Below are 23,448 nucleotides of genomic sequence, written 5' to 3'. Positions count from 1 at the left end.
TCGTGAGAATCCGCATTATCTCGATGTGAGTATGTTTGATCACATTTTGAGTGGCAGAAGGAAAAAGATTATGATCATTTATACAGGAAAAGATTACTATGACGTAAGCAGAAAAGCGGCAAACATCATGTCTGCACAGATCATCATGAAGCCAAATGCTGTTCTCGGACTTGCTACAGGCTCCACACCGGTGGGAATGTACAAGCAGCTGATCGAGTGGTACAAAAAAGGAGATCTGGACTTTTCGCAGATCACATCCGTAAATCTTGATGAATACAAAGGACTTTCCGGAGATAACGATCAGAGCTATCGTTATTTTATGAACACAAATCTGTTTGATCATGTAAATATCGATAAGGCAAGAACCTATGTGCCAAACGGACTGGAAGAGGACAGTGAGAAAGCCTGCGCGGATTACAATGAGATCATCCGCAGCGTGGGTGGTATCGATATGCAGCTGCTTGGAATCGGCGGAAATGGCCACATCGGCTTCAACGAGCCGGGTGCAGCATTTGAGAAGGAGACTCACTGCGTAGACCTTACGGAGAGCACCATCAAGGCAAATGCAAGATTCTTTGAGACTATGGATGATGTGCCGAAGCAGGCATATACCATGGGTATCAAAAACATCATGACTGCAAAGAAAATCCTTCTGGTCGCTACCGGAGAGGCAAAGGCAGATGCTCTTTACAAATCTCTCTATGGACCGATCACGCCCAACGTGCCGGCATCTATCCTGCAGCTTCACCCGGATGTGACGGTAGTGGCCGATGAAGGCGCTTTAAAGCTGATCCGTGAGAAGGGACTGCTGTAAGAGATACAGAGGAAATTTCCGCGAATTAAATGAACGCAGATCACGGATATCCGTTTGAGCCAAGAGGATATCAGCGATCACTCATGGGATTTTCCGGATTTAGTTAAAAAAGAAAGCTTCGATCTAACTCTCATCGATGAGCGATGTGCTCAGAGAGTGGATCGAAGCTTTTTGTGCTTTCGGGATGTGAACCTGCAGGTGGCTGCAAACAGGCCGGTGGGCCGGACATTTGCATTCTCAGGCTTTTTTCAACGTTTTGTGATAAACCATGACAGAAACGATGGCTGTAAACGCCTCTGTGATCCAGAATGCGTTCCACACGCCATCAGGACCCATAAAACGGGACAGAAGATATGCGGTGGACATGATAACGACCACATAGCGGAAAAGCGAAATTACAAGGGATTGCGTTCCTTTTCCAAGGCCTTCCATGGCACCGGAGGTGGTGACGGATACTGCGGAAACCAGGAAGCCGGCGCTGATGATCTTCAGTGCTCTGGAGCCTGCGGCAATGGTTTCCGGGGTAGTTGTGAAAAGTCTCATAAGCTGTCCGGAAGCCAGGAGGCAGATAACGGTTCCAAAGAGCATGATCACACAGCTGGACTCCAGGGTGAGCCGGAAGATTTTTTTCACACGCTTCATCTCACGGGCACCGAAGTTGTAGCCGATCAGCGGGCGCATTCCCTGGATGATTCCGTTGGCCGGGAGATACAGGAAGGTCTGCAGTTTGTAATAAATGCCAAGGATCACCACATAACTGTCCGAGTAAGCGGCCAGTACGGAATTCAGAAAAGAGATCAGGAATGATGGCAGTGCCAGATTCAGGATCGCGGGAACACCGATGGCATACAGGCTCAGATCCGTTTCTTTGCTTGTTTTCAGGGCTTTGGGCGTTACACGTACCGGAATAGGCTTCAGGATATAAAAGACCATATAGACCGCAATGGTGAGCACCTGGCCGATGCCAGTAGCCAGAGCTGCGCCCCGGATACCCAGCTTCGGGAAAAAGCCGATTCCCCAGATCAGGAACGGGTCCAGGATGATGTTGCTGATACATCCCACAAGCAGGGCGAGCATGGATACTTTCATCCGTCCTACAGCCTGGAAAAGTTTTTCGAAGAAAAGGCTGATGGCAATTACTGTGGAAAACAGGAAAACGATGGTAGAATACTCCAGCCCCATTCGGATCACGGTTTCATCCTGGGTGTACATCTGAAGGAATACGGGCATAACAGCGATGCTGATCACAGTCATCAGGATCCCGTGGATCACAGACAGAAAAAATCCATGGGTTGCGGCAGTATCTGCTATTTTTTTGTCCCCTGCGCCAAGGTGATAGGAAACTCTGGCGTTGATTCCGATCCCGAAGCCAATGGCAACGGCGTTGATCATGTTCTGGACCGGATAGACAAGGGACAGGGCGGTCATGGCCTGCTCGCTGATCTGTGCCACGAAGAAGCTGTCCACAATGTTGTATAGTGAGTTTACAAGCATGGAAAAGACCATAGGTAGCGCCATGGATGCCAGCAGCGGGCCGACAGGCTTTTCCTTCATAAATGTGCTGTTCATGAAAAATCCCCCTTTATATCAGAATCGTAAGAATATCAGGTGCGGAGAACAGAGCGTGTTTTTTACACAATAAAAGCCACACAATCTGTCTTCTCGAATCGGACAGATTGTGTGGCGAAAAAAGTTCAAAACTGAAAAATCCACACGTTGTTTTAGTGTTTTCACATTAACAAAAAACAGTGCTGATGTCAAGACCGCACGCAGGAGAAACACCATAAAAAGCTGCAAAAAGAAAGGCTTGATATAAAATCGGAGAGGATTGGCAACATTAGACAGGTGCGTGCGGATACGGGCAATATCAGCCCTGAAAAGGTCGTTCTGGCAATATGCACAAAACTTGTCGAACCATGGTGGATAAGTGAAAAACTTTCCAAAAAGTTTTCCACATGACAAAAATCCGCAAATCCGCCAATAATCAAGTTATGCACAAATTTATCCACATTATCCACAAGGATAACCATGTGGATGACCTGATTTACATAAATAAATTTAAACATATGTTTTGTGTAAAATGATAAATCTGTAAAACGAATGAAAAAAATCTGTGAAACTATTGACTTTTATATATTCTAAATACCATAAAATATTTTACGTAAAAGATATAATTTAAAAGAATACAATAGAATAGTCAGATAATAATGAGAGATTTTATGTAAAGATGGAATAAAGTGCAGGTGATAGGAAAATCTATGGCAATACTCCTGAAATGAGAATTATTACGTGATACAGCCAATGCCGCATACCCTTATCAGATGTGTAGAAAACCTGAAAAGGAGAAAAATATTGTAATAAATGTGGATAATCAGCGAGTTTACGGATGTTAAAAATGGATATATATGGTACAATATATAAAAGTATGAAAGGAAGGGCGATCATGAAAAGAAAAAATTTCAGGAGGGCGATGGCAATAGCACTGGCAACTGCATTGAGTATGCAGAGCATTCCGGTCTATGCCACAGAAACATTTCCGGCGGAGGATTTTTCGGAAAATTTTTCGGGTGAAACCGCGGAAGAAATTTCAGAAGATCTTGAGGAAGAAATACTTGAATCTGTGGAAGAATCTGCAGAGAACACAGAAATCTCTGACGATGAAACTGAAGTTCCAGAAGATGAAGAAGATGAAACCGGAGAGGGGTCGGAAAGCAGTAACGGAGAACCGGTGCAGGAGGAAATTACCGGAGAAAACGAAGAACAGTCTGATGCGGAAGAACCTGCTGATGAAGAAGGGGCGGAGGAGGAACTGTCAGGCACCGGTGCGGAAGAAAATGTAGAAGATCTTCTGCCAGAGCAGGACACGGAAGTACTTTTGGAGGATAACAGTGAAGTTGCTGCTGAAACCCAGATCAATGCGGTAGATTTCACTTACACAAAACTGGATGGAAATTATGTTTCCGTGACAGGATATACCGGAGTCGAAAAGGATCTTATCATTCCGGAAATCATTGACGGACTGACGGTAAAGGAAATTAGTGATTACGCATTTTCCGGCAGTGATATTACATCTGTTCATTTCCCGGACAGCCTTACAAAAATAGGATGCTGCGGTTTTGCTTACTGTGATGGTCTGACAGAGATTACTGTGCCGGACAGTGTGACAGAGATCGGGCACTGGGGATTCAGTGAATGTAAGAATCTTGAAAAGATCAATTATCCAAAAAGTCTTACCAGTATGGGAACGGGTGTTTATGAGGGCGATGTAAAACTAAAAAGCATCATAATTCCGGATGGAGTGGAGAAAATTCCGGCCTATGCATTTGAAAACTGCAGTAATTTTACAGAGATTAGCATGCCGTCCGGTCTGAAGGAAATTGACGATTATGCCTTTATGGGATGCAGCGGTCTGACAAAGATCGAATTGCAGGAAGGACTTGTCAGGATTGGAGAACATGGTTTTGGGCAGTGCAGCGGTCTGACAGAAGTTGTATTACCGGAAAGCCTCACAGAACTTGATTCCTGGAGTTTCAAGGATTGTGAGAACCTGGAAAAGATCAATTATCCGAAAAATCTTGAGCAGACAGGAGAAGGCGTTTATGAAGGAGATGTGAAGCTGAAAAGCATGACAGTACCGGAGGGGGTGGAAATCATCCCTGCAAAGACATTTGCCTGTTGCAGTAACTTTACAGAGATCAATCTTCCATCTAGCCTGAAAAAAATCGAAAGTTTCGCATTTGGAGAATGTACAGGGCTGACTGGGATCAAACTGCCGGCGGGACTGACGGAAATTGGAGATAGGGCGTTCTCGGGCTGTAGGAGCTTAAAAAAAATCAAACTGCCATCAGGTCTGACGAAAATCGGAAATACTGTATTTGTAGATTGTACAGAACTAAACGAGATCAGTTTTCCAGCAGGAGTTACCGGTATAGGAGACCGCTGCTTCTGGAACTGTACCGGACTGATAAGAGTCGTACTGCCTGACAAGCTGGAAAAGCTGGGTGAATATGCATTTTTGGGGTGCACAGCCCTCACAAAAGTTAGTCTGCCAAACAGTCTGAAGGAAATCGAAAAAAAGACATTTCAGAATTGTGGCTGTCTGACAGAAGTTGTGATACCGGGCAGTGTAAACAAGATTGCGGACGATGCTTTTGAAGGCTGTCCCAATATTGTAATTTACTGTAATTATTATTCTTATGCATCTGCTTATGCAATTAGCAAAGGAATCCCGTTTGTATCAGCCGGACAGTCCGGGAAGGATGACCGTTCTGTTCTAGATAATAGTGCAACCAGTTATTATGGCGATTTTAACAGTATGACAGCTAATGGCTATGTTGCAATGACTGTAAAATATAAGATTAAGGATGAACAGAAAAATAATATAGCTATAGATAAGATTGAGATCACTATGCCATCCAATGCTGTGTTTGACGAAACTACGCTGAAAGTAAATGGAGAACTTTGTACTGATTACACCTATGATGGAGAAAAAACTTTGCAGATTCCTATGCGTAATAATAGGAAAGAGGGTGTGATTCGGTACAGTGTCAAAGTAATAAATCAGACGGACACTACCAGCAGTGCAGTACTGTATTTTACCCAGATGGGTTTGACGGGGATTAAGACAAAAGAAACAATAGGAATCGTCAATGAAAATATCAGAGTTTTTACCATTGATGCACCGCAGGCCGTTTCGGATGAGGCTTTTGATGTATCCGGTGCAGCACCGGCTTCCAGTACTGTTACTTTGAAAATCGACGGAAAAGAACAGAAGCAGGTGAAAGTTTCCAAGGCTGGTTACTGGTCCGACAGCCTGCAGCTGCAAAATCCTGCGGATTATCAGGATTATGAAATAGAAGCAGTCTGCAGCTCTTATGGCCAGGATACGGAAACAAGAAAAATAATGGTAAGTTACCATCAGGATGAGCCCGTGCTGAAGACTTTTAACATGATATATAATGAAAATAAGCAGATCAAAACAAGGGACATGTTGAATACAAATGGTGTAACACCGGTTGTTTATTATTACCCGGGTGCGAAATTTAATTTTGAACTTGCTTTTGAAAATGCGGATCAGATCAAAGATCTGTATGTGACCAGTACCAGAAATGGCGAAACAAAATATCTGAAGGCTGCATATGACCAGAGGAAAAAAAGATTTGTCACAGACGGATATTTTGATGAAAATGATCAGTATTATGTTCCGGGAATAATCAGTTATGAATACAATAGACCAACGCCGGAAGTTACGGTAGGTCAAAGTGTAAACTGGGATAACCTGCTGAAGAAGCTTCCGCAAGCAGCTGCAAAAAATCTGCAGGTGACCCTGAGCTCCAATGAGCTTTACCAAGCAAGTCTGGTACTTTCTGATTTTGGAGAGGAGTTTTCAAAGTATGCCATTGATACTTCTATCAGTATATTTGATGAAACAAACGGAACAGAAGTGGAAAAGTGGAAAGGCCTGCTGGAGGCGGGAGATGATATATGCTCTTATATCGTGCCGGGACATAATGACGGCGAAAAATATATCTGCAATCTGGATTATTCGGATAAGAAAACCTGGTATATGCTGGTAAAAGATGTATCCGGAAATAAATATATCGGACTTGCACTGGATACTGCCATGGAAAATACATCGGATATGGACAAGTACTGGAATATGCTGCAGGCTTCCTCAGCACTTTCCACTGTTAATAATTCTGCCTCTATGATATATAAAAATTATCAGATCGAGAAAGATATGGATCAGCTTCGGTCGGATGTACTCACCTCCGGTTACTATTCTTCCACAGAAGAACTGGATCAGGCGTTAAAACAGGTTGATCAGCTGGAAAATGACCAGAAAATGTTTTCTCTCATGACAACCATGCTGCCTCTTGTGATGGCATCACCGGTAGCGGTCGGAGCTACGATGTCAGCTGCGCCGACGATACTTTTTACCGCATTGCTGGGTGCGATCACAGCTTCTTCTTCCATTTTCTGGAATATCAGAAAAGGAAACATTAAGGGAGAAAACTACAGATCAAAATTCGTTATTGATCCAAGCGGTTATGTATACGATCAGGTCACAGGAAAGAGACTGGAAAATGTTACAGTAACTGCCTACTGCATCGAATATGATGAAAGTGAGAATTTTTGGAAAAATGTACCTTCCGCAGATGAATATGGAACAGTGTGGGATGCACTGGAATACAATCAGCAGAATCCATTGTATACAAACAGTGACGGCAAATACGCTTGGGATGTTCCGGAAGGCTGGTGGCGTGTCAAATATGAGAAAAAAGGATATAAGACTACTTGGAGTGACTGGATGACTGTGCCGCCTCTTCAGACAGAAGTAAATATCGGAATGGTTCCGGATGGAGTGGTGGAAGCAGAACATAAATGGGATAAAGGAACGGTTACGATCAATCCAACCTGTACTGCCACAGGAATCATCCGCTATGAATGTCAGGATTGTCACCAGACCAAAACAGAAGTGTTGCCGATTGATTCGAAGAATCATGAAAAAACAACAAATGTTGTGACAAAAGCAACTGTAAAGAAAAATGGTTCTGTAACAAAGAAGTGTACAGCCTGTAAGAAAGTAGTATCGAAAAGCATTATTTATTATCCGAAGACCATAAAACTTACAAGGACAGGTTTTGTATATTCTGGAAAAGTCCAGAAACCTAGAGTAGTCATAGGAGATGCAAAAAATAAAACAATTTCTTCTTCCCTTTATACTCTGAAATATTCAGCCGGATGCAAAAATGTCGGCAGATATACAGTCAGAGTTACATTTAAAGGCAATTACAGTGGTGCTGTTTCTCTGTATTATCAGATCCTTCCGAAAGGAACTGTGATCTCAGCGGCAACATCCAGATCAGGCGGTTTTACTGTCAGATGGAAAAAGCAGGCTACCCAGACAAGTGGATATCAGATCCAGTACGCCGAAAATAGCAGTTTCCGGGGGGCCAGAACGATCACTATATCTAAAAATTCAACTACAGTTAGAAACATTCTGAAATTAAAAAAGAATAAGAAATATTACGTGAGAATACGTACTTATAGAAAGGAAAAGGGAAAGAACTATTATTCCTCTTGGTCAAAGACAAAAGCGGTAACAACAAAGAAATAGTATAACGGATAACCAAAAAATCCTCCGCAGAACCGGAAAGATCTGCGGAGGATTTTTTTAACTGTTTTGTTTCATACGTTTGATCACCTTCAGACGTGTAAACTCTTCACGCTCTTTTTCCTCCAGAGCATTGGTGATATCTCGGGTGAGAGTTTCATATCTGGGGATGGTGATGTTTTTCAGCGCATTGGCACGCTTCTGGGTTTTTTTGATGTTGGTGGCAAGACGGATGGCGGCGTTTTCGATCATGGAGAGCTGGATGGACAGCTCCTTTACACGCTCGAAGGCTGCCTTGGCCTCGTCCAGGGACAGCTTGGTGCTGTAGTAGGCGTAGGTCGGCGTGTTGCCTGCTTTTTTGTCATATTCCACAAGAGGGATCTCGGTTCCCATGACACTCCTGGTTTTGATCCGGATGGAATCTTCCACAGGAACGGTATGAGAGATCTGGTCTACGAAAGCGATTCCAATTTCCATATTTGCCTTCTGAAGAGCCGCATAAGCGGTACGGAAGGTCTCATCGATCTGTGACTGGATATCCTTTGCCTGATCGATCAGCTCCATCATTTCACGGATCAGGATATTACGCTTTTTGTCCATAAGCTCATAGCCCTGTTTGGAAAGAGCCAGAGAGTTTTTTGCAAGTATGAGATTTCCCTTGGTGGGAAAGGTATTCGGATCCATAAAATCACCTCACTAACGGACGGTTTCTCTGTAATACTGATCCAGAACTTTGGTATCGATACGGTCGAGCTCTTCTCTTGGAAGAAGGCCAAGAAGCTCCCAGCCCTTATCCAGAGTTTCGATGATGCTTCGATTCTCTGTTTCTGACTGTCCTACAAATTCTGCCTCGAAGGCTTTTCCGAATACAAGGTACTGCTTATCCAGCGGAGAAAGCTCATCCTCACCGATAACGGATGCCAGAGCTCTTGCATCGCCTACCTTTGCGTAGCAGGAGAAGAGCTGGTTGGCAACATCCTGATGATCAGCACGTGTGAAGCCTTCACCGATACCGTCCTTCATCAGACGGGACAGGGATGGCAGAACATTGATCGGCGGATAGATCGCCTGACCGTGAAGCTGGCGGTCCAGTACGATCTGGCCTTCTGTGATATATCCGGTAAGGTCGGGGATCGGGTGTGTGATGTCGTCGTTTGGCATGGTCAGGATCGGAATCTGGGTTACAGAACCGGTGCCGCCACGGACGATTCCCGCACGCTCGTAAAGGGTTGCAAGCTCACTGTACAGATATCCGGGATAACCTTTTCGTGAAGGGATCTCACCCTTGGAGGAGGAAACCTCTCGCATGGCCTCACAGAAGGAGGTGATATCGGTCAGGATTACCAGGATATGCATGCCTTTTTCAAAAGCAAGATACTCAGCGGCAGTGAGGGCGATCTTCGGTGTCAGAAGACGCTCTACAACCGGATCGTTTGCAAGGTTCAAAAACATCACAACGTGGTCGGACGCACCGCTTTCTTCGAAGGTCCTGCGGAAGAATTCCGCTACGTCGTATTTCACACCCATTGCCGCAAAAACAATGGCGAATTTTTCATCGGAGTCTGCTCCCAGGGAAGCCTGCTGAACGATCTGTGCAGCCAGCTTATCATGTGGAAGACCGTTACCGGAAAAGATCGGCAGCTTCTGGCCGCGGATCAGTGTGGTCAGTCCGTCAATAGCGGAGATACCGGTGTTGATATAGTTTCGTGGATATTCACGGGTTACCGGATTCAGCGGAAGCCCGTTAATGTTCAGGCTGACCTCCGGTGTGATCTCGCTAAGCCCGTCAATGGGCTGGCCGATACCGTTAAAGGTACGTCCCAGGATCTCAGGAGAAAGCCCGATCTCCATAGGATGTCCGGTAAGACGTGTGTGTGTATTGCCGAGGGACATATTGTCAGTTCCCTCAAAAACCTGGATAACGGCCTTGTCCTCATAGATTTCCACGATACGGCCGATCTTTTGAGTGCCATCCTCCATGTGGAATTCCACGATCTCCTCGTAAGATGCGTTTTTTACACCCTCAAGGACAACAAGGGGGCCGTTTATTTCACTCAGGCCAAGATATTCGATTGCCATAAACTGATCCCTCCTTTAACCGTTTCTTTCCAGTACATTGTCGTAGAAGCGGTCGATATCTTTATGATATTCATCAAAACGCTCCGGCTCTTTATTTGGAACCTCGTATTTGATGGCGATGATACGTTCAAAGATCTTATCCTCCTTCAGCACGGAAACCGGCATGCCACGGTTTACAAGGGCACGGCACTTTTCGTAGAGATAGAGGATGGTTTCCATCATCAGGAACTGCTTTTCCATAGGAACACTGGTGTCCTCCTGGTGAAAAGCGTTCTGCTGCAGGAAGCCCAGACGGATAACCCTGGCGATCTCCAGCGTCAGCTTCTGATCATCCGGAAGAACATCGCTTCCGATCAGCTTGACGATCTCCATAAGAGAGCTTTCCTGGTTGAGGATAGCCATGATCTGGTTTCTGTCATAAACAAATTTCGGGGAGACATGCTCTCTGTACCAGGGAGTCAGGTCCTCCAGATATTCGCTGTAGCTGGTCAGCCACTGGATGGCAGGGAAGTGACGGGCATAGGCAAGAGCCTTGTCCAGTCCCCAGAAGCAGCGGACAAAACGTTTGGTATTCTGTGTGACCGGCTCGGAGAAGTCACCGCCCTGAGGGGAAACTGCACCGATAATGGATACGGAACCCTCTGTTCCGTTCAGGTTCTGCATCATTCCCGCGCGCTCATAGAAGGCGGAAAGCTTACTTGCCAGATATGCAGGGAAGCCTTCCTCTGCAGGCATCTCCTCCAGACGTCCGGAAAGCTCACGGAGAGCCTCGGCCCATCGGGATGTGGAGTCTGCCATGATCGCTACATCATAACCCATATCACGGTAATATTCCGCAAGTGTAACACCTGTGTAGATGGAAGCCTCACGGGCTGCAACCGGCATGTTGGAGGTGTTGGCGATCAGTGTGGTACGGTCCATCATCAGGTTTCCGGATTTCGGGTCGATCAGCTTGCTGAAGTCCTCAAGAACCTGTGTCATCTCGTTTCCACGCTCGCCACAGCCGATGTAGATGATGATATCTGCGTCAGACCACTTGGCGATCTGGTGCTGTGTCATGGTTTTTCCTGTTCCGAATCCGCCGGGAACTGCGGCAGTGCCTCCCTTGGCAATAGGGAAAAGGGTATCCAGGATTCGCTGGCCGGTAAGGAGCGGAACGCTGGCCGGGAAACGCTTGTAGGTCGGTCGTGGAACACGGATCGGCCATTTCTGGGCAAGTGCCAGTTCTTTTTCGGTTCCGTCATCAAGACGGATGGTAACGATAGGCTCCAGAACGGTATAGGCACCGTCAGGAACTGCATGGATAACGGTTCCGTGTGTAATGGTGGGCGGAACCATGGATTTGTGAAGGATGGAGGCAGTTTCCTGTGTCTCGGCAATAACCGTGCCTGCACCGATGACGTCACCTTCCTTTACGGTAATGTGGGTTTCCCATTTTTTTTCTGTGTCAAGAGAGTCAACGCTGACACCACGGGAAATATATTTTCCAGAGGCCTGGGCAATCTCTGCCAGAGGTCTCTGGATACCATCAAAAATATTGTGGATGATTCCCGGACCAAGGAGAACGGAAATAGCGTCTCCTGTTCCGATAACAGTTTCTCCGGGTTTCAGCCCTGTAGTTTCCTCAAAAACCTGTATGGTCGTCATATGTTTCTTAAGACCGATGACTTCTCCAACCAGTTTTTCAGGGCCTACATAGACCATCTCGGAGATCTTGAAGCCGGTGTCGCCCTTGAGGTAGATAACAGGACCGTTAACACCGTAGATAATACCTGTTTTACTCATGTGCTGGACCTCCGTCAAATTTGAATTCTCTGTAAGCTGCCTGATAGCCTTCCTCAAAGGAATTGTCGATGAGGATATTTTTTTCAGGGATTATCGCCTTGATCCCGCCGATAAAGGATTCATCGGAAACCTTCAGCGGGAAACCGGTCTTTACAGTGAGAGACTTCAGACGGGGTTCATCTTCTTTTGAAAGATAGATCTGGATCTCATCGTGTTCCGCGAAGCGGACAGCTTCCTCGATCTTTGTACAAAGATATTCTTCATAGCGGGGAGATTCCATGAATTTCAGGATCTGTGCCCGGACATCTGCAAAAAGTTTTTCTTTTAAGCGGCTCTGTCTGGCAGTCCAGTTTCGCCGGATGTGAAGCTGCTCTGCGGAAAGTGCCTTGTTGATCTCACGCTTTGCGTTTGCGATCTCGGCTTTGCGGGAACTGGCAGCATTTCCCAGAGACATTTTTTTATGTTCCTCCAGTGCGGCATCCAGGGCTTCCTTGTGTTCCCGGACATCTTTTTCCGCCTGACGGCGTGCTTCGTCCACGGAGGTGTCATAGAAGTGTTTAAGCTTCTCTTCAATTGTCATAATATCACCTGCCTATAATTTTAATCCGATGGCCTCATTTACATAAGATGTAATGAAATCAGGTCTGCGGCCGGTACCATGTCTGTCAGGAATTTCAATGATGAGAGGTGTTTTGTGATGAAGCTTGACATCATCAATGATCTCAGGAAACTCCCGGCCGAATTTTTCGGTCAGGAGTATGATTCCGATCTCTTTGTCTGCGATGGTGCGCTCCAGAGCTTCCTTCAGCTCGTCGTGCTCATGAACGATCACACCCTCTACACCGGCCAGTCTCATTCCTGTCAGAGTATCAATATTGTCACTGATCAGATACATTTTCATATCAAAGTTTACCCAGGATCATGAAGGAGATGATCAGTCCATAAAGAGCAACACCTTCGGCAAGACCTACGAAGATAAGAGATTTACCAAGGATGCTCTGATCCTCACTGATCGCTCCAAGTGCTGCGCTTGCCGCACTGGCAACGGCAATACCACCACCGATACAGGAAAGTCCGGTAACAAGTGCTGCTGCGATGTAACCCATACCTGTTGCAAGGCCTGCGTCAGCGCCTGTAGCAGCCTGTACGGAAGCTCCGCCTGCAAATGTTACGGCAATGGCGATAAGCATGATACCGAAGAAGAAAAAGGCGTTAACACCAAGAGCTGTTTTGTAGCGGCCACGGCTTTTTTCGCCGAGAAGATAATATCCAAATGGAAGAATGATGCTGAGTACAAGTGCAACTGCGATTGTGATCTGTGTAATGACTGTCATGATGATGACCTCCTTAATATTCGTTTAATTGGCTGCCTGGATCAGAAGGAGTTCTGATGCTGGCATTTTATTTGTTTTTTGAGCAGAACGGCTCGAACTTCCGGCCGCTGCCTTTGTAAAAACGGCTGAACATTTCGTAATATTCCAGACGGAGTACCTGGATACCTACGATCAGGCCCTCCATGGCGCATACAAACAGGTTTCCGAGAATGATGACGATCCAGTTGGGACTGCCGTTCTCTGCGCCTGCAAGCATAAGCACAACCTCCATCATGGCTGCATGGCTGACTGCAAAAGCACCGATACGCACGAAGGAGAGTGTGTTGGAAAAGTAACTCAGGATAACCTCGAACAGTTCAAAGATACCCTGTACGATAAACATGCCTTTTTCTTTTGGCATAACCTCGGCTTTTTTCTCTACCAGGTTTGTGAGCGGCTCCTTGAAGAAGATCAGAAGCAGCGGTAAACCGAACATAATAGCAAGGACTGCGCCGCCTGGAACTGCATGTCCGGACACAAAAAGTCCGATGCAGAGAACTGCGGAACCATAAAATACAAGTCCTGCCACCGCGTTGGTGTCAAACCAGGTTTTTTCAACATCGTGCATCTTAAACGAATTGATGATGTTGAAAACCATGCACAGGAGAATGATTCCCATGCCGAAGCCGATGGCAACAATAAATACGGTATTCAGTTTTCCGATAAAAGGTATGGTCGTCATACTGTCTACAGGCCGCAGCCACAGGGCAGGTATGAGATCCTCAAATCCAAAGACACTTCCGAACATCAGGCCGAAGAATGTGGAAAAGACTCCGGCGCAGCTGATGATTCCGGCAAGATCGATATGTTTCCGTTTGTACAGGAACAATCCTCCGATAAAGAGCAGGAGTCCCTGGCCTGCATCACCGAACATGGCTCCGAAGATAAAGGAGTAGGTGATGGCAACGAACCAGGTGGGGTCCATTTCGCCATAAGCAGGAAGTCCGTACATTTTTACATACATTTCAAATGGTTTGAAAAGTTTTGGATTTTTCAGTTTGGTTGGCGGTTGATGGCTCGGATCGTGTTCCGGTGTGTTGGTGTCTTCGCCGTCGACCAGACAGAAGATCCGTTCATCGGAAGCAATGTCCGCCTGAAAAGCTCTGGTGTCGGCTTCTGTCATCCATCCGCAGAGAATATAAAAATTCTCGTGCTTTCCGGTACAGGCTGCGGCTTTGCGGACATCGAAGTTCCTGGAAAACTGGAGCAGAGTGTTTCTGGCGGTAACAATGGTTTCTGCCTTATCCGAAAGAAATCTCTGGTATTTCTGTTTCTGTGCTTCCAGGTGCTTCATGGCATCGTCGTATTGTTTGCTTACGTTTGAAAATGCCTGCTGTGCAGTTCCGGTATAATTATCCGGCACAAAAATCTTTTCAAAATGCATGGAAGAGTAGGCTGCGTCAATTTTGTGTGCTTCGTGTTTCGGTACGAAGTAAACGCCCCAGACATACTGATCATCTTCATCGCATTTAAGGAAGATGGTGTTCAGATTGTCGTAAATATATTTCTTGAATTTTTCATAATACTGTTTTTCAATACGTCCAAAATGAAAATGGATGTACTTCAGATGAAGTATGGAGGAAATATTGTAATCAATATTTCGGAATGGACGTATGATCCGCAGAGATTCTTCCAGAGAGGAACATGTTTCTTCCAGTTCGGATTGTTCTTTCTGGAGCTGATCCGCCTGAGAGCGGATCTCCTTTACTGTGGAAAGTGCTGTTTCAATACCGGGGCTTCTGTTAGAAGTGGCCGGAGGGCTTTTCAGCTCTTCGTAAATGGTATTGATGGAATTTAAGGCGTCTCTGTAGGGATTGACCTCCAGGAAAGGTGTCAGGCTTTCTACTGTGGTCAGCTCAGAGAGCGCGTTTTCCAGATGGATCTCGTACTTGCACAGGTAGGTGTTTACAACCCGGTCAATATCTGCCTTGGGACCGGTGATGCTCAGAAAATTCATTTTTTCAATCACGTTGCTACCTCCTGGTTATTAACCGTTGCGTATATAACGCAGGGATTGTTCTGGGTCCACGCCATAGCGCACGCATTCAAGGGCAATGGTCAGACGGTTGACTTCATGTTCTTTGTGATATAAATAGGAATAGATGACTGCTACGGAATAGGGATCCTTGCGTGCTTCCTGTTCCAGTATGCTGCGAAGAATATAGTTATAAAATTCTTCCAGACTGGCGACGGTCAGCTGTTCGTATTTCTTACCATAATAAGTTCCATTGAAGATACGACGGAACTCTTCTGGTGTAGGGGCCTCCACAAGGGTGGTGATCTCCTCTTTGCGGAGCTTGTAGTTCATGGGGACCAGCAATGCGTAAATAGCAGCCGGTTCCATCTGAAAGCAGCGTTTGGAGCGCTGGATGAACTGCAGGTTCAGCATATCGAATTTTTCACCGTAAGCCTTGGTGATCTGTTTCAGATCGTTACCTTTGAAAAGCTTCTTCCGCACATTCCAGATCTGTGAAAAATACGAAAGGTCAAGTGCCATGCCGAAGTCAAAAAGCGTGGCATTTCCACGTTCGTTGACCTGAGACAGCGGAATAAAAAAATCAGTTCCCTTCAGTGCCGCAATGAATTCATCCATATTGGTGCAGGCGGTAAGCCTGTCAATGTCCAGCTTGGAATGATGTCTGAAAAAATCGCGGTAGGGAGAAATATCTACGGGATCGGTGTCCCGGTGATCAAAGAGATTCGTCATGATTTCTTTCAGGATGCGGATCTCATAACGCTTCGAGTAAAGCGACAGGAACGTTCGCTGTTCCTGATTTGCAAAGTGGTAAAGCCTTGAAAAATTCAGGAAGATGGATTTCTTCAGGAGTTTTTCTATCTGTCCGCGGTGAAGATCATTTTCATCGAGACCGGACCAGATATTCTGATATTCGGGAGTCCGTTTCAGGTAGGCTGTTACCTGGGGGACATTGGGAAGCTGAACGATTTCTTCCAGCTGCTCATCTGTCACAAGCCTGCTCTGCATGGCGCGGATCTTGGTGGAGAGTCCGCTGTATGAGAGGACAGAGCCCATTGAATCACTTCCTTTCCCTTCAGGTTTCGGTGATGCCTGTTATTTTCTGAAACAGCTCACTGCAAAGACTTTCGTGATGGGCTTCGTAATAGGCATCCAGCCTGGATAGCTGGTCTTCGGTTTCTGCACGAAGCTCATTGATCCGGGCGTCTTTCTCGCGGGCCAGATATTCACGGATCTTCCGGATCTCGTCGCTGGTTTCTTTTTCAAGTGAAGCGTCGAATTCCTTCGTCTGTTTTTCTGCTTCTTCCGAGAGAGCCTGTTTCTGTCGCACAGCGTCCTGCATGATGGCATTGGCTGTAGCTTCGATTTCCGAAAGCTTATTTAGGATTTGTTCCATAGCGCCCTCCTTGTTTGTTTATTGTTTATAATTGATTTTTATATGATACACCTTTTTTATGGTAAAAACAACTAAAATTTTGTTAATTTTTCTGCAAACTTTTGAGGGGAATGTGGGTAAAAAGATATTTTTTGGGGTTTTGTGGGAAAAGAGGAAAACCGCAAAGGGGCCATAAAGCCATGGCCCCTCTGCACACCCCTCGGGCTTTTTTTAGGAGTTCTTGGTTGTGGTGATGTAAGGTTGTTGACTTGTGTATGTATGCTGCGGTGTTGGATGTGTGAGGTTGAGCCGATGTGTGTGGATGCGGATGGTGTTGGATGTGGATGGTGTTGTGGGTGGACGGCGAGGCGCGTTGCTGTCGCCTGGTTGAGGGGATGTGTATATGGATGCGGATGGTGTTGTGGGTGGACGGCGAGGCGCGTTGTTGTCGCCTGGTTGAGGATTTTTTTAATTTTTTGCTTGCGGCGGGGTGGGGGTTACATGTATAGTTGAATATTGGGATGCCTTGCACAGGGTGTTTTATCGGATATTCTGGAAGAGGAATGATGATTTTTTGGATTTGTGCAGGTATTCTGGTTTGTGTGGCTGGTGGCGGATGTATTATAGTGGTTTCATTGGTTTGGGGAATTGTTATAGACTGCTTTTGCCGGCTGCGAGAGGTAGTTATTTGATTTGTATATTATAGGAAGATTAATTTGGAGGTTATTTATGAGATTACGTAATATTCCCGGGGCGAAGGATGCGATTTTGGAGTGTGACTGGGTGATTGATGAACCGGAGAAGTTTAAAGGGGAATGGGCGAGTGTTTTTGGGGAGAAGAGACCGCTTTTTCTTGAGGTTGGTATGGGAAAAGGGCGTTTTCTGATGGATATGGCGCGGCTGCATCCGGAGAGGAATTATGTTGGGATCGAGATGTATGACAGTGTGCTGCTTCGGGCACTTCAGAAGAGGGAGGAGCTTGAGGAGGCCGGGGAGAAGTTTTCAAATCTGGTGTTCATCCGTGTGGATGCAAGGCTTTTGCCGGAGATTTTTGAGAAGGATGAGGTTGACGGGATTTATCTGAATTTTTCCGATCCGTGGCCGAAGGCCCGTCATGCCAAGAGAAGACTGACTTCCAGGGAGTTTTTGAAGAGGTATGAGCAGGTCCTGAAAAAAGAGGGTACTGTGGAATTTAAGACAGATAACCGTGGATTGTTTGAATTTTCCCTGGAAGAGGTGAAGGAGTCTGACTGGAACCTGGAGGTTTGTACGTTTGATCTTCATCATGATGAGGAGCTGGTGAAGGGAAATGTGATGACGGAGTATGAGGAGAAGTTTTCTTCCATGGGCAATCCGATCTGTAAGATGGTGATCAGACAAAAATAGAAGAGGTAAGGTTAGGTGGTTTTCAGAAGGTATCTGATATCAAAGCTTATCTGGCGCATAGATATTCTGCATTAATATAGAAGGTTGTTTTATCGGGCTGATCTGTAAAACAGATCGGCCTGTTTTCATATAATAAATAAGAGGGAGCGTCAGGCAGGAATATATGAATCTGCAGGAGAAGCTGCCTGATCTGTATAAAGAAAGAGGGGAAGATAAGGTTTGAAAAAAAGAAAATCCAACTCGTTCCGTCGAAATCTCAATAGTGTAAAACGCGGCGTCAAAAGCCAGGCATTTCAGATCAGAAATTCGCTGTCAGAAATAGAAAAATCACTGAACAAAATTGCATCAAATGAAGATATAAAAAATAAAAAAGAAAAAAATAAAAAAAATTAAAAAAAGGTGTTGACTTTCTTCAAATCATAACGTATAATACAACATGTCTTGAGGAACGGACGAAATAAAAAACGAAAGACAAATAATTAAATAAGCGTCTTTAGCTCAGTTGGTAGAGCACCTGACTCTTAATCAGGGTGTCCAGGGTTCGAACCCCTGAAGACGCACTAAAGGCACTGTTTTTGCAGATATAGAGCTGCGGGGACGGTGTTTTTTTGTTGTGTTTATGTGGGTTTTAAGAGGGGATAAGGATATCTGGGCGTGAAGTGATGCGGAGTAAATGGACCGAGATGAAAATGTCGATCATCAGATAGAATTAGAATGTCTAATATAGACACCATGATTATAGGTATAGATCCTTTTGAATAAAGAAAGGATGGTATACTATGGGAGTTTGTAAGAAGATAAAAAGGAGGGCCGGGTCTTGGAAGGGACCCGGCAGAGTATGAAAAGAAAAATAAGTAATGATCTATAAGATGAAAAAGCTTTGTGCTTTATTTGATTAATAATATACCGTCAAAATGTGATGGAACTGTGAGAAGCGTTTTAAAAATTTGTGAGGAAAGTCTAAATATCTTATAAAGTCTGATAAACTGCGAAGCAGTTATTCGGTGTAGAGCCGCGTAGCGAAGCGGATTGCGAATATCCGCTTGACTCGAATCAAGTAAGTCCCCTGCGGGGGGCGAAAAGCAATAGCAGTCGGTGGGGCTTGTAAGAATAGAAAATTCTGAAATTTGTACAAAAATAGTGAAAATAAATAAGACTTTTTTAAGCTGATACGGTATAATAAACCATAGCATAAAAATCCGGAGGGGAAATGAACGAGTATGGATGTGGTACACATGTTATATGAACAGGTGCGGAAATTTTTCTGAGGGGTATAAATGAATATATCTATATTTTATATTCAGCGGAAAATGTAATATCCGGAAAGATGGTTCAATTCTGAGGTATTCAGATGAAAAGGGAGGAGATGGCTATGGAGAAAGTGTTTGAGGCGATCAATGGAGTGTTCAGCTTTATCGGTCCACTGTCTGATTTTCTGTGGGAGTTCCCCACGAATTTTGACTGGTACAGCAGTATCCCGATTCTGGGAAATATATCCTTTGCGATCATATTACTTCTTGGGTCCGGGATTTTTTTCAGTTTCAGGATCGGTTTTATGCAGGTGACTTACTTTAAAAAAGGAATCAGGACCATGACGGAGAAACGTGTTGTGGAAACAGGAATTTCGCCGCTTGCATCGTTTTTCCTGAGTTCAGCTATGCGTGTAGGACCGGGAAATATCCTGGGCGTAACAGGTGCTATTGCAGTGGGTGGACCGGGGGCCCTGTTCTGGATGTGGATATCTGCGTTTTTCGGGATGGCAGTTGCATACATGGAGGGTGTCCTTGCTCAGATTTTCAAGGAGAAGAAGGACGATGAGTTTGTAGGAGGTCTTCCTTTTTATGGGAGAAAGCTTCTTGGAAATAAGGTATGGATCGGTGTTTTTCTTTCGGTATTGTATATTCTGTATGCGCTTTGCTGTCTGCCGGCACAGGGCTTTAACGTTGTTTCATCAGTAGGACGCATGGCAGAGATCGTAACCGGAAAAACCATTCCAAGCGGATCAGCCTTCTATTATATAGTAGGTACGCTGATCGTAATCCTCACAGCAGCTATTGCATTTGGCGGAATCAAAAAAGTATCCAGATGGACAGATATGATGGTGCCGGTGATGGCAGTGCTCTATATGGTAGTAGTGTTACTTCTTATCATATTGAATTTTACCCGTATTCCGTATTTCTTCGGAAGCGTGTTTGCAGGAGCCTTTAAGCCGGATGCATTTTTTGGAGGTGTTTTTGGAACGGTTCTTGCACAGGGCGTAAAACGAGGCCTGATGTCCAATGAGGCTGGTCAGGGAACGATCACCATGTCAGCGGCAGCAGCTGACGCAAAGCATCCATGTGAGCAGGGTGTGATCGCTTCTCTGGGAGTTTTTCTTGATACCATTGTGATCTGTACACTTACCGGATTTGTGGTAGTTATGGCACATTGCTGGACGGGAGCAGATGCGGAAAGCTGGCAGGCTCTTGATAAACTTCCCAAATATACGGAGTCCATTGCTGTGCTGACTCCGGGAACTGCAATGAACGGGATCGTTACATTTCTTGTAACCTTATGTTTCTGCCTGTTTGCATTTACCTGTCTGCTTGGAATGATCAGCTTTTCGGAAATCGCAGCAAACCGTATCCGCAAGGATAAGATCTGTATTAATTTTGTACGCTGTATCGGTCTTTTTGTTGCCGCATTTGGTATCCTCTGTAATATCGCAGGACTGGAGCTTGGAAATCTCTGGGCATTTTCTGATCTTGGAAATATTCTGATCGTATTTTTCAACGTACCGATCGTTTATGTCGGTGCGAAATATGTTTTCCGGGCGACCAGACATTATAAAAAGAATGACGGTACTCCGTTTACATCGGAGGTAATTGGAAGAAATGACTGCGCTTACTGGGATGAGCAGGCAAAAAAGCAGTAAAAAATTTTTCCGGAAAATAAAAATTCCGGTGGGAGATAAAATTAGCATTGTAAAAGTGCATGTACTCATTTATAATGAGTAACAGATTCTAAAGATGTTATAAATAACAGGAGGAAAGCCTTGAAAAGAGAATTAGTTATTGTCATTGATTTTGGCGGTCAGTACAATCAGCTGGTTGCAAGACGTGTCAGAGAATGCAATGTATATTGCGAAATTTATTCTTACAAGACAGATCTTGAGAAGATTAAAGCGATGAATCCTAAAGGAATCATCCTTACCGGCGGACCAAACAGCTGCTATGAGGCAGATTCACCGACTTACCAGAAGGAATTATTTGAGCTTGGTATTCCGGTACTTGGACTTTGCTATGGAGCACAGCTTATGATGCATGTCCTTGGCGGAAAAGTTGAGAAGGCAGATGTCAGCGAATACGGTAAGACAGAGCTTCTCATCGATAAGAAAGATTCCAGGATCTTCAAAAATGTATCCGACAAAACAATCTGCTGGATGAGCCATACAGACTATATTTCCCAGACTGCACCGGGATTTGAGATCGCTGCACATACTGCAGACTGTCCGGTAGCAACTGCACAGAATGAAGAGAAGAAACTGTATGCGATCCAGTTCCATCCGGAAGTACTGCACACAGTAGAAGGAAAGACAATGCTGTCCAACTTCGTACTTGGTGTCTGCGAATGTGCCGGAGACTGGAAGATGGATGCCTTTGTTGAACATACGATCAAAGAGATCCGCGAGAAAGTCGGTGATGGAAAAGTTCTCCTTGCCCTGTCAGGTGGTGTAGATTCCTCCGTGGCAGCAGGACTTCTTTCCAGAGCGATCGGCAAGCAGCTTACCTGCGTATTTGTAGATCATGGCCTTCTTCGTAAGGATGAAGGTGATGAGGTTGAAGGTGTATTCGGACCGAATGGTCAGTTTGACCTGAACTTTATCCGCGTGAACGCACAGCAGAGATATTACGACAAGCTTGCCGGTGTTACAGAGCCTGAAGCGAAGCGTAAGATCATCGGTGAGGAATTTATCCGTATTTTCGAGGAAGAAGCCAAGAAGATCGGTGCTGTAGATTTCCTTGCACAGGGAACCATTTATCCGGATGTTGTAGAGAGCGGTCTCGGCGGAGAATCCGCAGTGATCAAATCCCATCACAACGTAGGAGGTCTTCCGGATTTCGTTGATTTCAAAGAAATCATTGAGCCGCTTCGTGACCTGTTCAAAGATGAGGTCCGTAAAGCCGGCCTTGAGCTTGGAATTCCGGAAAGACTGGTATTCCGTCAGCCATTCCCGGGCCCGGGACTTGGAATCCGTATCATCGGTGAAGTCACCGAGGAAAAAGTACGCATCGTACAGGATGCAGACTACATCTACCGTGAAGAAGTCGACAATGCAGCCGCCGACTACAAAAAAGAACACGGAGAAGATCCGTCCTGGATGCCGAACCAGTACTTTGCAGCCCTTACAAATATGCGAAGCGTAGGTGTAATGGGAGACTTCAGAACATACGATTATGCAGTGGCGCTCCGCGCCGTTAAGACCATTGACTTCATGACTGCGGAGTCTGCTGAGATTCCTTATGCAGTACTTAATAAGGTGATGAACCGTATTATTAATGAAGTTAAGGGCGTAAACCGCGTATTCTATGATCTTACAAGTAAGCCGCCTGGAACGATTGAGTTTGAATAATGAAAAAATTCTGGAAACCCTTATAAACAGGGCATTTCCGGGCACAAGAAGTTCTATTTGATAACAAAATGATAACACCGGATATTTAGGTAGTATTTATCAGCAATCCGGTGGTTGTCAGGTAATATGTGTGAAACCAACAAAAAAGGTCTTACTGAATTGAGTGAAATCAATTTGGTAAGGCCTTTTTTCGTTGGTTTTTATGTTGTTTTTTTCGGGTAATTGTACCGCCACTGGTCATATTCTTCTTTGGTGATCTCCCCGGATTTTAGTTTTTCTGCCTGTTCCTGCCATGCGTAGAACATATCAAACATAGAAAGGTAGGTGGTTCCTTTGGACTTATCCAGCCGGAGACAGAGTTCTCCGTCAATTTCTCCAATATGAAGTCCGTAAAGGTCTTCTAATGTAAATAAGGTGTGCATCAGCCCAACATAACTGTCAATGTCCGGTACAGCGAGTGCATGAGGGGAGACCTCAAAAATGTCAGCCAGTGCATTCAGATAGTTTTCCTTTGGACTGCGAGAGCCTTTTTCGTACTGTGCAATGCGGACATCAGCCTGTGATTCGCTGAATCCCAGCTGTTGACCTAAATATTTCTGCGTGAATCCACGCAGAAGTCGAAAATGATGAATTCTTTCTCCTATTGCCATGCTCATATCTCCTGTCTTTTACTTGATAAATTGAGTATAGCATATATGTATAGTACAGACAAGGAGAAACCATACAAAAAAGTATAGAATTTTTGTTTTGAAACACTTGACCAATACAAAAAAGTATAGTATCATACGGACTATACAGAAATGTATAGTGAGAAACGAAGGAGGGATTTTACAATGAGTAACTCAAACTTCCCACACCAATAAGGTGTGCTGAACCTTGAAAATCCAATATTTCAGCCAATAAAAAAGGCATAAATACAATCCTTTGGTATA

General features: G+C 45.0%; 15 protein-coding genes, 1 tRNA gene and 1 pseudogene. 6 read left to right on the top strand and 11 right to left on the bottom strand.

Annotated elements, in window-relative coordinates; genetic code table 11:
- Positions 1-70 precede the first annotated feature (70 nt).
- The gene (gene nagB, locus ACTNDQ_RS05575; protein ID WP_015525385.1) at positions 71-814 is read left to right on the top strand and encodes a glucosamine-6-phosphate deaminase; all 744 of its coding nucleotides are present in this window, start codon (positions 71-73) and stop codon (positions 812-814) included.
- Between the two features lie 237 nt (positions 815-1,051).
- Here nagB and ACTNDQ_RS05570 read toward each other — a convergent pair whose 3' ends face one another.
- Positions 1,052-2,383 (bottom strand): MATE family efflux transporter, encoded by a 1,332-nt coding sequence (locus ACTNDQ_RS05570; RefSeq protein WP_278796446.1) that lies wholly within the window; start codon positions 2,381-2,383, stop codon positions 1,052-1,054.
- A gap of 874 nt (positions 2,384-3,257) precedes the next feature.
- Between ACTNDQ_RS05570 and ACTNDQ_RS05565 the strand changes: the two genes are divergently transcribed.
- Positions 3,258-7,934, top strand: coding sequence for a leucine-rich repeat domain-containing protein (locus ACTNDQ_RS05565; RefSeq protein WP_279200007.1), 4,677 nt, complete (start codon positions 3,258-3,260; stop codon positions 7,932-7,934).
- Positions 7,935-7,991: 57 nt separating this feature from the next.
- Here the strand turns inward: ACTNDQ_RS05565 and ACTNDQ_RS05560 are convergent, their stop codons facing one another.
- The 9 genes from ACTNDQ_RS05560 to ACTNDQ_RS05520 all read right to left on the bottom strand — a co-directional run bounded on the left by ACTNDQ_RS05560 (position 7,992) and on the right by ACTNDQ_RS05520 (position 16,539).
- On the bottom strand, positions 7,992-8,615 hold the full coding sequence (locus ACTNDQ_RS05560; protein ID WP_059086266.1) for a V-type ATP synthase subunit D: 624 nt from the start codon (positions 8,613-8,615) through the stop codon (positions 7,992-7,994).
- A gap of 12 nt (positions 8,616-8,627) precedes the next feature.
- Entirely contained in the window at positions 8,628-10,010 is a 1,383-nt protein-coding gene (locus ACTNDQ_RS05555) for a V-type ATP synthase subunit B (RefSeq protein ID WP_118071946.1), read from the bottom strand.
- A 15-nt stretch (positions 10,011-10,025) separates the two neighbouring features.
- Complete coding sequence (locus tag ACTNDQ_RS05550) at positions 10,026-11,795, bottom strand: V-type ATP synthase subunit A (protein WP_195656210.1); 1,770 nt, start codon at positions 11,793-11,795, stop codon at positions 10,026-10,028.
- The gene (locus ACTNDQ_RS05545; protein ID WP_278796443.1) at positions 11,788-12,375 is read right to left on the bottom strand and encodes a V-type ATP synthase subunit E; all 588 of its coding nucleotides are present in this window, start codon (positions 12,373-12,375) and stop codon (positions 11,788-11,790) included. The genes ACTNDQ_RS05550 and ACTNDQ_RS05545 overlap by 8 nt, the downstream gene beginning before the upstream one ends.
- Positions 12,376-12,387: 12 nt before the next feature.
- Entirely contained in the window at positions 12,388-12,696 is a 309-nt protein-coding gene (locus ACTNDQ_RS05540; protein ID WP_021653137.1) for a V-type ATP synthase subunit F, read from the bottom strand.
- Position 12,697: 1 nt separating this feature from the next.
- Positions 12,698-13,129: an ATP synthase subunit C gene (locus ACTNDQ_RS05535; protein ID WP_195566107.1), complete on the bottom strand. Its 432-nt coding sequence runs from the start codon at positions 13,127-13,129 to the stop codon at positions 12,698-12,700.
- 67 nt (positions 13,130-13,196) lie between these two features.
- Positions 13,197-15,137 (bottom strand): V-type ATP synthase subunit I, encoded by a 1,941-nt coding sequence (locus tag ACTNDQ_RS05530; protein WP_278796441.1) that lies wholly within the window; start codon positions 15,135-15,137, stop codon positions 13,197-13,199.
- Positions 15,138-15,155: 18 nt separating this feature from the next.
- Positions 15,156-16,199, bottom strand: a complete 1,044-nt coding sequence (locus ACTNDQ_RS05525) for a V0D/AC39 family V-type ATPase subunit (protein ID WP_278796440.1) — start codon at positions 16,197-16,199, stop codon at positions 15,156-15,158.
- Positions 16,200-16,218: 19 nt separating this feature from the next.
- Positions 16,219-16,539 carry a hypothetical protein gene (locus tag ACTNDQ_RS05520; RefSeq protein ID WP_278796439.1) on the bottom strand — a complete coding sequence of 107 codons (321 nt, stop codon included), beginning with the start codon at positions 16,537-16,539 and terminating at the stop codon, positions 16,219-16,221.
- Positions 16,540-17,247: 708 nt separating this feature from the next.
- Between ACTNDQ_RS05520 and trmB the strand changes: the two genes are divergently transcribed.
- From trmB to guaA, 4 genes are all read left to right on the top strand, one after another.
- A complete protein-coding gene (trmB, locus tag ACTNDQ_RS05515; protein ID WP_092072632.1) occupies positions 17,248-17,904 on the top strand; it encodes a tRNA (guanosine(46)-N7)-methyltransferase TrmB in 657 nt (218 codons plus the stop codon).
- 487 nt (positions 17,905-18,391) lie between these two features.
- Positions 18,392-18,464, top strand: a tRNA-Lys gene (locus ACTNDQ_RS05510).
- An 812-nt stretch (positions 18,465-19,276) separates the two neighbouring features.
- Positions 19,277-20,818 (top strand): alanine/glycine:cation symporter family protein, encoded by a 1,542-nt coding sequence (locus ACTNDQ_RS05505; RefSeq protein WP_114001909.1) that lies wholly within the window; start codon positions 19,277-19,279, stop codon positions 20,816-20,818.
- 120 nt (positions 20,819-20,938) lie between these two features.
- Positions 20,939-22,516, top strand: coding sequence for a glutamine-hydrolyzing GMP synthase (gene guaA, locus ACTNDQ_RS05500; protein ID WP_021652384.1), 1,578 nt, complete (start codon positions 20,939-20,941; stop codon positions 22,514-22,516).
- Positions 22,517-22,719: 203 nt separating this feature from the next.
- Here the strand turns inward: guaA and ACTNDQ_RS05495 are convergent.
- Positions 22,720-23,166, bottom strand: a pseudogene (locus tag ACTNDQ_RS05495) (helix-turn-helix domain-containing protein); the annotation flags it as partial.
- Between the last annotated feature and the right edge of the window lie 282 nt (positions 23,167-23,448).

Source organism: Blautia massiliensis (ex Liu et al. 2021) (assembly GCF_052064225.1).
Lineage (GTDB): Bacteria > Bacillota > Clostridia > Lachnospirales > Lachnospiraceae > Blautia_A > Blautia_A fusiformis.
The sequence above is the reverse complement of the archived record's forward strand: the minus strand, read 5'-3'. Positions and strand labels throughout refer to the sequence as shown.